This window comes from Streptomyces sp. CA-146814, assembly GCF_050942385.1.
GTDB lineage: Bacteria > Actinomycetota > Actinomycetes > Streptomycetales > Streptomycetaceae > Streptomyces.
In genome coordinates this window covers 4,896,249-4,908,092 of sequence record NZ_CP192068.1, presented here as the reverse complement: position 1 = coordinate 4,908,092, position 11,844 = coordinate 4,896,249, and the positions used below count along the sequence as shown (strand labels likewise).

The window sequence follows — 11,844 nt, the reverse complement described above, 5'->3', positions numbered from 1 at the left end:
TCACAGGACCCGACGCCCACCTCGGACCGTCCCGCCGATCGAGCCAGTGATCGCTGGCGGTATAACCGCTGATCAGGGCCTATACGGAGGTGTGAGCGGCCATGCCGTGGTCCGTCACGCCGAATTTCGGCCCTCGGCGTGACGGAAGGGCGTGGCGGCCGCTCAGCCCTGCTCGCCCGGCGCCCGCCAGCTGCGCAGCATGATGTCGAACTTCTCGCGGCTGGCGTCCCAGCCCTCCTGCGGCGCGGTCAGATACAGCGCGTACTCGGGGCCGCCGGAACCGCCGTAGTACATCTGGTCGATCCCGTGCCGGGGCCCCGGGTGGTCCTTGGTCTCGTGCCAGGTGAACTCCCAGAGCGAGCCGGGCCGGTCGCGGAAGGTGTTCTTCTCCAGCACGATCCGCTGGTACCCCGGCAGCCGCTCGGCCAGCTGCTGCTCCATGTTCCGCATGTGGAGATACGGATGGTCGAAGTCCGGGTCCGGGTCGACGCTGATCCGGATGCGGTGGGCCCCGCCGTCCGGCGTGTAGTCGATCTGCCCGTCGTTCACCTCGCGCGTCCAGTTCTCCGGTACGACGAGGCTGAAGCCCGCCGGATCGTCGACCCGGCGCCAGCCGTCGGGTATCTCGGGCGCGGGCGTGGTGGGAGCGGGCGGGGACGTCCGGGGGGTGCCGGACGTGGTGGGGGTGGGGGTGGTCGTCCGGCCGCTGGCCGAGGCGCCCTGTCCGTACTTCATCGCGGCCAGCCCGCCCGCGCCGCCGAGGATCGCCGCCGCGACGACCACGACGAGGACCGTGCGCCACCGCCGGGACCCGGCGCGCCGGGTGACGGGGGCGGAGCCGGGGCCGGTGAGGGGTCCGGTGGCAGGGAGGTGCGGGGGGCCGGTGGCGGGGAGGTGCGGGGGGCCGTCGGCGCCGGGCGTTCCGGGGATCCGGGCGGTGGAGCCGTCCGGGCCCGCGTATCCGTACCGGTGCTCCTCCGTGACCCGTTGCGTCGGCACGTACTCCTGGGCCGCGCGCGGGTGCCGGCCCTCCATGGCGTCCAGCAGCATCTGCTCGGTCTCGGCGGCCGTGGGCCGGCCGGCCGGGTCCTTGCGGAGGAGCGCGGTGATGACGGGTCCGAGCGGACCGGCGTTGACGGGCGCGGGCGGTTCCTCGGTGACGACGGCCTGCATGGTGGAGATCGGGGACGTACGGCGGAACGGCGATCGGCCCTCCACCGCCGTGTACAGCGTGGCCCCGAGCGACCAGAGGTCGGAGGCGGGTCCCGGGTCGCCGCCGCGTACCCGTTCGGGCGCCAGATAGTCGATGGAGCCGACCAGTTCACCGGTTCTGGTGATCGTGGAGTCGCCCTCGATCGCGGCGATCCCGAAGTCGGTGAGGAGCACCTGACCGCTCCGGGCCAGCAGGACGTTGCCGGGCTTGACGTCCCGGTGCAGCACTCCGGCGCTGTGCGCGGCGCGCAGCGCGCTCAGGACGTGCAGGCCGATCCTGGCGGCCTCACGCGGCGCGATCTCGCCCTTGGCCTTGGCCTCGTCGGCGAGCGAGGGCCCGTCGACGTACTGCATGACGATCCAGGGCCGCTTGTCGTACTCGATCACGTCATGGACGGTGACGACGCCGGGGTGCGTGATGCGGGCCGCCGCGCGCGCCTCCTTCTGCGTACGGGCGTGCAGGACGAGCCGGTCGGCCTCGGCGACGTACAGCCCGGCGGTCAACTCCTTGACGGCGACCGTGCGGTGCAGCACCTCGTCATGGGCGCGCCAGACCTTGCCCATGCCGCCGCGGCCGAGCTCCTCGCCCAGCCGGTAACGCCCCGCCAGCACCAGTCCCGCGGCCGTGCCCTGTGATCGGTCCACCTGTGTCCCCGCCCCCGTTCCTCAGCTTGCCAGATTACGGAGCGCGGGCGGCGGGACGGAACGGGGGATCGCCCACGAGACCGCACTGTGATGGTTGTCGACATCGCACAACAGCCGTGGCGGGCGAACCACGGTGACGTGCGGTCAGGCGTTGACCCGGTAGGAGGCGATGGCCTGCTGGTAGATCTCGGTGACCTTGTCGCGCTCGCTCTCCGGGCCGATGACCTGGACGATGTGGTAGCGGCCGTCGACGATCATGGCCAGGTTGCGGACGTAGACCTCGCGGCCGCCGCTGTCCTGCCAGGTGAACTGCCCTTCGGCCATGGCCTGTCGGCCCACGTCGACCCGGCGCAGCCCGGAGGAGGTGGCCCAGCTGGAGTCCCGGAACGGCTGGAGCTCGGGCTGCTTGACGCGCTGGTAGTCCAGCGGGTCGCTGCCGCCCTCCTTCACGGTGTCCCGGCCGGGAACGACGAGGAGCGTGAACCCGTCGCTTCCGTAACGGATCTGACGGTCCGCGTTGGCCGGGCTGCGCTGCCAGCCCTTCGGTACGCCGACCTCGAAGCCCTCCGCGTCCTTGCTGAGCGTGTAGCCGGGGGCGAGCGCGACGGCGGAGCGGCTGGTCTGCGGCTGCTGGGAGCCGGTGTCGGAGCTCGCGCCGTCGGAGGGCGCGGGTGAGCCGGAGGCGGCCGGTGGCGGTGCGGCGGAGCCGGTGGGCTGCCCTGGCGCACCTTGTCGGGTCCCGGTCTCCTGCTTGGGCATGAAGAGGAAGGCGTACGTGATGGCCGCGGCCATCAGCAGCAGGATGAGGATCAGCAGCAGCCGGCCGAGGTGGCGCGGCGAGCGCCCGTCGCGCGGCCGGGAGGGCTCGCGCAGCACCCGGGGGCCCTTGGGCTCGCGCGGTGCGCGGGACGGGCGGGGCTCCCAGGCGTCGGCCGGGTGGGCGCGGCCCTGGTCGGGACCGGGTGGCAGCAGCGACTCGTGGCGCGGCGGGGGCTGCCGCGGGTCGTGGCGTTCGGCGGCGCGCTGCTTCTCCAGCTGCTGCCGCTGCCGCTTGCCCTGCCGGTGGCGGCCGTGCGCCGAGCCGCCGCCGAACCGGCCCCGGCGCCTGCGGACCAGCTCGCCGCGACGGCGTACGACGGGGAGCCGGGTGGCGTCGGGGGCGGGCAGCGGGACGACGTCGGTGCCCGCCTCGGGCTCGGGCGCGGACCGCACGAGCGAACGCAACCAGCCGCGCAGCTCCTCGAAGTCCGGCCGCTCGGTGGGGTCCTGGCGCAGCAGCGACTCGACGACGGGCCGCAGCGGGCCGCACTCCTCGGCGAAGGCGGGCGGCTCGGCGCAGACCATCTGGACGAGCTCGGCCGCGCTCTCCTCCGGGTAGGGCGCGTGGCCCTGGACCGCGCGGTAGAGCAGCGCGCCGAGCGCCCACAGGTCGGTGGAGGGGCCGATGGGCGGCGCGAGCTGCCAGTTGTCGTGGACCGGACCGGCCTGCTCGGGCGCCCAGCGCTCGGTGACGGGCCCGACGACCGCGATCCGGGCCTGCCGGGCGCGCTCGGCGGCGAGCGGGGTGGCGGGGCCGCGGTAGACGGCCGTCTTACGGCTGCCCGCGACGGCCTCCTCCCAGGTGGAGGAGGGGGCGCGCTCGGCCGGGAGGCGAGGGGCCGGGGCGAGGGACGACTGTCCGGGGCGGCGGGAGTCGGCGCGCAGCGCGTCCGCGCCGGAGCCGCCGGCCGGAACGGGACGGCCGGAGCCGGGCCCGTCGTCCCAGGTGCCCGCGAGGTGGACGCGGCGCGGCGGGCGGGGGCCCTCCTCGTCGTCGTCCTCGTCCTCGTCGTCGTAGGGGTCCTCGGGCGGGCTGCCCCAGGGGCCGGTCAGACGGGGGCCGGGGAGGCCCGGGGTGGCGGGGGCGTCGGGTTCGGAGCGCTGCGGAGGGAGGGTGCCGGTCGCTTCGGCCTCGGGGGCCGGGGCCTCGGCCTCCTCCTGCTTCACGAGGTTGGCCGGAGTGGTCCCGGCCGCCTGCTGACGGTCCTCGGTGACCCGGGCGGCGGCGCGCGCACCGGCCCGGTAGGCGGCGATGGCCCCGGCACGGGCGGCCCGCAACTGGGCGGCGCTCGCGGCTCCGGGCTCGGCGGGGGGCCGGGGCGTGGGGGTGTAGGGCACGGCGGGCGTGGCGGGACGCGGAACGAGCTCCTGGCCGTCCGGGGTGCCGTGCGCCTCCTGCCCTCGGCCCTCGCTCCGGTCGTCCGGACGGCGGACGTGGTCCTGCGGCTGGGCTCGTACATACGGCGGTACGAGCGGGAGTTCCTGGCTCTCGTGGCTGTCGGCCGACGGCGGCAGGGCGTAGGCGCCACGGCGGTCCGGCGCGTCCGGCAGCTCCACCGGCTCGTCGGCGTCGACCGTCTCGACGACCGGTATCCCGAGCGTGTCGTCGGCCCCACCGACCCCGGGCCCCGCATAGGTCCCAGGCGCCTCGTACGCCCCCGGCCGGCCGCCGTACATCTCCGACGGCCGTCCGTACGTCTCCGACGACCCTCCGCCGTACGACTCCGACCGCTCTCCGTACGAGTCCGACCGCTTTCCGTACGGTTCCGACCCGCCTCCGTGCGCGTCCGACGTGCTGCCGTACGACTCCTCGTCCGCCACCGGCTCCTCGTCGGGCAGCGGCTCGGGGGCGTAACCGCAGAGCGCCTCCTCGGCGGCGCCCGCCGCGAGGCCGGTGAGCATCACGCGGCCGTCGTCGCAGACCAGGACCGTGCGGACGGTGATGTTCCGGTGGGTCCAGCCGTGCGCGTGGAGCACCCGCAGGGCGGTGAGCACGTCGGAGCCGATCTCGGCGGCCCGGAACGGGTTCAGCGGGCGTTCGGCGAGGAGCGCGGCGAGCGGGCGGGCGGCGACGAGCTCGCTGACTATCCAGAGCGAACCGGCCTCGGCGAACACGTCGAAGACCTGGTCCAGCCGCGGATGGTCGGGCACCTGGGCGGCGGCCTGCGCGGCCTCGATGGCCCGCCGGACCGCCGGGTCCGTACTCCGGCGGACCGCCCGCCCGGTGGTGCGCCCGCTCGCCGAGGCCCGGCCGTCGGCGTCGACCACCTCGGCGTCCACGATCTCCGGCAACGGCACCTGGCGGACCAGGACTTCCTGACCGCTGTATGTGTCGAACGCCCGGGTCTCGACCAGTTCGTACCCGTCGGACGGCGGCAGCGGAAGGCGGTAGCGGTCGGCAAGCACCCGACCCGCGTAGTCGTCCACGACGCCTCCCCAGAGCGCGCTGTTCCTCCGGCCATCTGTTCCGGCCATCTGTTCCGCACGAATCAGTCGGTTCAGTCAATTACGGTCGTTCGGCGGGCAATTGACCCACTGTTCCGGCTGCGTACGGTCTCCGTCGTCTTACGATACGTGGCAACGCGCGCCGACGGGCCGGGTCGCACCAACCCGGCCCGCCCAATACCTACCGCGCGGCCTGCCGACGCTCACTTCGTGGGCGTGAAGGTGGCGTGCGCCGTCTCGCGCAGGGTGCGGCACTCGTCGCCGTCCCACTCGTCGGCCTTGCAGCTGATCATGATCGAGTAGCCGCGCTGGGCGTCGACCTTGAAGCCGCGGTTGAGCACCCGGACCCGGTGGCCGTCCAGATTCCGCTCGAACTCCCAGTCCGCGACCGTGGGATAGCCGTTGTACTCGACCGCCCTTATGCCGCGGTGCTTGTAGTTCGCGCTCAGGAGCTTGGCGCTTCCGACGGCCCCCTGCCAGGCGGCGACGGCATCGTCCTTGGGCGAGCTGTTGAAGTCGACCTGGATGCGCGGGTAGCTCCCCCGGGTGACGCTGTACTCCCGGCCCGAGTTGTCGCCCCGTATACGGATGGGCCGGAAGTCCCCGGGCATCGCCATCGTGAAGCGGAACTGGTCGTCGGTGACCGTCCTGTACCCGGCGGGCAGGGAGCCGCCCGGCTCGTCGGTCTTCGGGTCGTCCCCGGCAGGGTCGTCCCCGGCTGGGTCGTCCGTACCGGGGTCGTCCGTCTTCGGGTCGTCCGTAGCCGGGTCGCCGGACGGGTCGCCGGTTGCCTTGCCGTCCTCGGTGCCCTGACCCTCCTTCTGGCCGCCGCCCTCGCCTTCGCCCTCGCCTTCCGAGCCGCCTGCCGCGGCACCGGCCGACGCCGCGGTGTCGCCCTTGCCGGCGCCGGACTTGTCGTCATCGCCGCCCAGCGTCAGCGCGAGGACGGTGCCGAGGATCGCCAGCGCGACGACCGCCGCGATGATCGCGAGCGTGCGGCGCGGCACGACGTCGGTGATCGAGGCGCGGGTGGTGGCCGGTGAGGTCGGCGGGCGCTGCGGAGGTACGGCCGCGCCCGACGCGGCCCCGGAACCCGCCGGTCTGGTCGCCGATCCGGGGCCGGTGGCCAGAGCGGTGGTGGCCGCCGGGCCGGTCGCCTTCGTGGCCTTGTCGCCCGGAGCGCCGGGAGGGGTGGCGGGCTTGGGCGGAGCGACCGGAGAGCCGCCGGTCGCAGCGGAGGCCTGGGAGGCCGGGGAGGCCGGGGAAGCAGGCGCCTGAGCAGCGGAGGCCGGGGACGCCGAGGCCGCCGCCGCGCCAGCCGCGCCCGCCGCGATACCGGAGGCCGCCTTAGCTCCCCGTACGGAACGGAGCGCTCCGCGCAGCCGGTCCCGCGCGCCCTCACCGGTACCGGACTCGCTCGACGCACCGGCCGGCTTCGGCGGCTTGGCGGTCTTCGCCGCCTTCGCGGCCCGGCCCGCGCCCGGCTCGGCATCGGCGGGGACCACCGGAAGCGCCATGACCTGCGTGGAGTCGGCGGGCGGGACCGCAGGCGCTTCGGGAGCGTTGATCACCTTGTTGAGCAGTGCTCGCGCCCCGGCGTCGTCGAGCCGCTGGTCCGGGTCGCGGGCGAGGAGCCCGTAGATGACCTCGGTCAGCGGGCCCGCGTTCTTCGGCGGGTCGAGCGGCTCGGTCATCACGGCCGTCAGGGTGGCGATGGCCGAGCCCTTGTCGTACGGCGGGGAGCCCTCGACGCTCGCGTACAGCAGGCCGCCGAGCGACCACAGGTCGGCGGGCGGTCCGGGCTTGTGGCCGCGGGCCCGCTCCGGCGAGATGTACGAAGGGGCGCCGACGAGCATGCCGGTGGAGGTGACCGAGGGGTCGCCCTCGACCTGGGCGATGCCGAAGTCGGTGAGGACCACGCGGCCGTCCTCGGCGATCAGCACGTTGGACGGCTTCACATCGCGGTGCAGGATGCCCTGGCGGTGGGCCGAGCGCAGCACGTCGAGGATGGCGAGCCCGACCTCGGCGGCCCGCTTCGGCGTCAGCGTGCCGTCCTCGCGGATGACTTCGGCCAGCGACTTGCCTTCGACCAGCTCCATGACGATCCACGGGCGGTCGTCCTCGTCGACCACGTCGTAGACGGTCACCGCGCTGTTGTTGCGGATCCGCGCGATCGCCTTGGCCTCACGCAGCGTGCGCGTGATCAGCCGGCGCTTCTCGTCCTCGTCGATGGCGCCGGGGAACCGCAGTTCCTTCACCGCCACCGTGCGGCCGAGCGTCTCGTCGTCGGCGCGCCAGACCGTACCCATGCCGCCCCGGCCGAGCACTCCCCCGAGCCGGTAGCGCCCCGCGAGGAGACGACCGTTCTTGTCCCCTTGGGGCTCCCGTGCCTGCTCCGCCTCCGACATGCGTCCCCTCTGCGATCAACCCGCCCTGGCAGAGCGTTCATTGTCCCTCACCCCGGGACCGGTCCTGGTGCCGGGTCCGGGGTCCGCCGCGATGCGAGCCGGAGAGGGAATATCCCACAGCCTCCTACCAACCCGGCCTCCCCGTCCAGCGCCGACCGGGCGGCCACCGCCCCGGAACGGGACCTCCGCCTCTCAACTGACCGAGAGGTCAAGGGCGGTGACCACCCGGGTGAACGCCGGCCGGCCCCTCCTCAGATCGGCACGATGTCCGGCGCTCCGAGCCGGGCCGCGTCCGCCGTGAGGTCGTCGGGCTGCCGCTGCGACTCGCGCTCGGCCTCCACCCGCTTCTCGTAGTGCTCGACCTCCCGGTCGATCTGGTCCGCGTCCCAGCCGAGCACCGGGGCCATCAGCTCCGCGCAGAGGCGGGCGCTGCGGGTGCCCCGGTCGAAGGTCTCGATGGAGATCCGGGTGCGCCGGGTCAGCACGTCGTCGAGGTGGCGGGCGCCTTCGTGGGAGGCGGCGTAGACGATCTCGGCGCGGAGGTAGTCGTCGGCGGCGGGCAGCGGTTCACCGAGGGTGGGGTCGGCGAGGATCAGCTCCAGAATTTCTTCCGTCATTGAGCCGTACCGGTTGAGCAGGTGCTCCACCCGGACGACATGGAGCCCGGTCCGGTCCGCGATCCTGGCCCGCGCGTTCCACAGGGCCTTGTATCCCTCGGCGCCGAGCAGCGGGGTGTCCTCGGTGACACAGGCGGCGACGCGCTGGTCGAGCCCGTGCACCGCCTCGTCCACCGCGTCCTTGGCCATGACCCGGTACGTCGTGTACTTGCCGCCCGCCACGACGACGAGGCCGGGAGCCGGATGGGCGACGGTGTGCTCGCGCGACAGCTTGCTGGTGGCGTCGGACTCGCCGGCCAGCAAGGGGCGCAGCCCGGCGTAGACGCCTTGGACGTCGTCCCTGGTCAGCGGGGTGTTGAGGACGGAGTTGACGTGTTGGAGGAGGTAGTCGATATCGGCGCTGGAGGCGGCCGGGTGGGCCTTGTCCAGGTCCCAGTCGGTGTCCGTGGTGCCGATGATCCAGTGCCGGCCCCAGGGGATCACGAAGAGGACGGACTTCTCGGTGCGCAGGATGAGGCCGGTGGAGGAGTGGATGCGGTCCTTGGGGACGACCAGGTGGATGCCCTTGGAGGCCCGGACGTGGAACTGTCCGCGCTCGTTGATGAGCCCCTGGGTGTCGTCGGTCCACACGCCGGTGGCGTTGACGACCTGCTTGGCCCGGACCTCGTACTCCCTGCCGCCCTCGACGTCCTGCACCAGCGCGCCGACGACCCGCTCGCCCTCGCGGAGGAAGCCGATGACCCGGGCGCGGTTGGCGACCTGGGCGCCGTACGAGGCGGCGGTGCGGACGAGCTCGGTGACGAAGCGGGCGTCGTCCATCTGGGCGTCGTAGTACTGCAGGGCGCCGACCAGGGCGTCCTTCTTGAGTGCGGGGGCGACGCGCAGGGCGTGCTTGCGGGAGAGGTGGCGGTGCACGGGCAGGCCGCGGCCGTGGCCCGAGGAGACCGACATCGCGTCGTACAGCGCGACGCCGGAGCCCGCGTAGAACCGCTCCCACCCCTTGTGCTGCAACGGGTAGAGGAACGGCACCGGCTTCACCAGGTGCGGGGCCAGCCGCTCCAGGAGGAGGCCGCGCTCCTTCAGCGCCTCGCGGACCAGCGCGAAGTCCAGCATCTCCAGATAGCGCAGCCCGCCGTGGATCAGCTTGCTCGACCTGCTCGATGTGCCGGACGCCCAGTCGCGCGCCTCGACCAGGCCGGTCGAGAGCCCTCTGGTGGCGGCGTCCAGCGCCGTGCCCGCGCCGACGACGCCCGCCCCGACGACCAGCACGTCCAGTTCGCGCTCGGCCATGGCGGCGAGCGCGGTGGTGCGCTCGGCGGGTCCCAGTGTCGCTGTCCTCACTGCTGCCTCCCGGTGGATCGGGGTGGTCGGACACGGGAGTGCCACCCGGCCGAGGGGCCGGCCGCCCGTGTCCACTCCTCGATTCTGTCCGCGCTCCCCGACTTCAGCCACCGCCTGTGGACAACACTCGGACGACAGGCGTCACGCAATGCGACATATAGGTCATATTTACGCCTAGTCTGACATTGCACTGTCCACAGCAGTTGCGAAAAACGTTCTCCGGTCTTAGGGAAGGCGGCCTTCGACATGCCCGCAGACCTCGCCGTCATCGGCCTCGGCCACCTCGGCCTCCCCCTGGTCCAGGCCGCCGTGGCCGCCGGGATCGACACCGTCGGCTACGACACCGACCCGCGCCCCGTCGCCGAGCTGCGCGCGGGCCGCACGCCCGTCGAAGGCTCCCTCACCGCGTCCGAGATCCGCCGCATGCTCTCCCGTGGCTTCCGGCCCACCACCAGCGCCGCCGAGCTGGGCCGGGTCCGTACCGCCGTGATCTGCGCACCCACGCCCCTCGGCCCCGACGGCACCGTCGACCTCACCGCACTCCGCGACGCCGCCCGCGCCCTGGCCGCCCGGCTGCGCCCGCACACCACCGTGCTGCTGGAGTCCGCCGTACCGCCCGGCACCACCGAGAACGTCCTGCGCCCGCTGCTCGAAGAGGGCTCCGGGCTCACCGCCGGGCGCGACTTCCACCTCGCCTGCTCCCCCAGCCGGCTCGACCCCGGCAACCGCACCCACACCTACGCCGCCACGCCCAAGGTCATCGGCGGCCTCACCCCCGCCTGCACCGAGTCGGCCGCCGCCTTCTACGGCCGCCTCACCGACAAGGTCGTCCGGGCCAAGGGGGTGCGCGAGGCGGAGATGACGAAGGTGCTGGAGACCAACTTCCGGCACGTCAACATCGCGCTGGTCAACGAGATGGCGGTGGCCTGCCACGACCTCGGCGTCGACCTGTGGGACGTCATCCGCTGCGCCGAGACCAAGCCCTTCGGGTTCCAGCCCTTCCGCCCCGGCCCCGGCGTCGGCGGCCACGGCGTCCCGGTGGACCCGGGCTGCCTCCCGTACAGCGGCCGCACACCCGGCCATCCGCTGCGGATGGTCTCGCTGGCGCAGGAGATCAACGACCGGATGCCGCGGTACGTCATCCAGCGCTGCGCCACCCTCCTGAACGAGCACGGCAAGTCCGTGCGCGGTGCCCGCGTCCTGCTGCTCGGCGTCACCTACAAGCCGGACAGCGCCGACCAGGAGGCCGCGCCCGCCCGCGAGATCGCCACCCGGCTGATGGACATGGGCGCCCAGATCGGCTACCACGACCCGCACGTCCTGGACTGGCGGGTGCGCGAACTCCCGGTCCCGCGCGCCGACTCGCTGTACGAGGCGGCGGCCGCCGCCGACCTGACCGTACTGCTCCAGCACCACCGCACCTACGACCTCCAGGGCCTCGCGGTGAAGGCCCAGCTCCTCCTGGACACGCGGGGCGCCACGCCGGCGGGGGCCGCGCACCGGCTCTGACCGTGCATACCGGCCATCAACACAGGTGCATATCGGCCATCGGATAGCTAGTGACCAATTTGGCTGCGTACTGCTACCGTGCGGCGTCACAGAGCGCACACGTGTTCGCGTCAAGAACCGCAGCTGCGCATTTCGCCCCAGGGGGAGAGCCACCGTGAGCCAGCCCGTGCAGCCGCCGAACCAGCCCCAGCAGCCGTACGGAGGCCAGCCCGTCGACGGCAACCCGTACGCCGCCGGACCGGCCCCCGCCCCCGCAGCCCCGACGGGCAACCCCTACGGCGAGCAGCCCCAGGCTCCCACCGGCAACCCCTTCGCGAACCCGCAGGGCCAGGCTCCCACCGGCAACCCCTTCGGCAACCCGCAGGGCCAGCCCGCCCCGTTCGGCGGCGGCGCCCCCTTCGCCCCGGCTCCCCCGGTCCGCAACGGCCTCGCCCTCGGCGTGCTCGTCGCCCTCGGCGCGGCGATCGTCGCGTCCATCCTGTACGGCGTACTCCTCGGCTCCATCGAGCGCGAGTTCGGGTACGCGGCGATCGGCGTCGGCTTCCTCGTCGGCTTCGCGGCGGGCAAGCTCGGCGGCGCCAACCCGGTGACCATCGCCGCGTCCGCCGTCTTCTCGGTCGGCGCCGTCTACTTCGGCCAGCTCATCGGCTACGCCATGGTGATGGCGAACGTCGCCCATGTCCCGTTCTCCGAGGTGTTCTTCGACCACTTCGACGCCGTGACGAGGGCCTGGAAGGAAGAGGCCGACTTCATGCGGTACGTCTTCCTCGGCCTCGGCGCGCTCGCCGCCGTCGGTGGCGCCAAGAAAGCGAACTGACACCTCGCGGAAGCAGACGGAAGGGCCCGTA

At 73.5% G+C, this 11,844-nt stretch carries 6 protein-coding genes; 2 read left to right on the top strand and 4 right to left on the bottom strand.

Features of this window, described 5'->3' with window-relative positions:
- Nucleotides 1-162 precede the first annotated feature (162 nt).
- The 4 genes from ACQP09_RS22115 to ACQP09_RS22100 all read right to left on the bottom strand — a co-directional run bounded on the left by ACQP09_RS22115 (nucleotide 163) and on the right by ACQP09_RS22100 (nucleotide 9,487).
- Nucleotides 163-1,857, bottom strand: a complete 1,695-nt coding sequence (locus ACQP09_RS22115) for a serine/threonine-protein kinase (protein WP_433402163.1) — start codon at nucleotides 1,855-1,857, stop codon at nucleotides 163-165.
- A 144-nt stretch (nucleotides 1,858-2,001) separates the two neighbouring features.
- A complete protein-coding gene (locus tag ACQP09_RS22110; protein ID WP_433402161.1) occupies nucleotides 2,002-5,103 on the bottom strand; it encodes a protein kinase in 3,102 nt (1,033 codons plus the stop codon).
- A 221-nt stretch (nucleotides 5,104-5,324) separates the two neighbouring features.
- Nucleotides 5,325-7,529 carry a serine/threonine-protein kinase gene (locus tag ACQP09_RS22105; protein ID WP_433402159.1) on the bottom strand — a complete coding sequence of 735 codons (2,205 nt, stop codon included), beginning with the start codon at nucleotides 7,527-7,529 and terminating at the stop codon, nucleotides 5,325-5,327.
- 251 nt (nucleotides 7,530-7,780) lie between these two features.
- Nucleotides 7,781-9,487, bottom strand: coding sequence for a glycerol-3-phosphate dehydrogenase/oxidase (locus ACQP09_RS22100; RefSeq protein ID WP_432151169.1), 1,707 nt, complete (start codon nucleotides 9,485-9,487; stop codon nucleotides 7,781-7,783).
- A gap of 246 nt (nucleotides 9,488-9,733) precedes the next feature.
- Between ACQP09_RS22100 and ACQP09_RS22095 the strand changes: the two genes are divergently transcribed.
- Nucleotides 9,734-10,996 carry a nucleotide sugar dehydrogenase gene (locus tag ACQP09_RS22095; RefSeq protein WP_433402156.1) on the top strand — a complete coding sequence of 421 codons (1,263 nt, stop codon included), beginning with the start codon at nucleotides 9,734-9,736 and terminating at the stop codon, nucleotides 10,994-10,996.
- Between the two features lie 154 nt (nucleotides 10,997-11,150).
- A complete protein-coding gene (locus ACQP09_RS22090) occupies nucleotides 11,151-11,813 on the top strand; it encodes a hypothetical protein (protein WP_433402154.1) in 663 nt (220 codons plus the stop codon).
- Nucleotides 11,814-11,844: the final 31 nt, after the last annotated feature.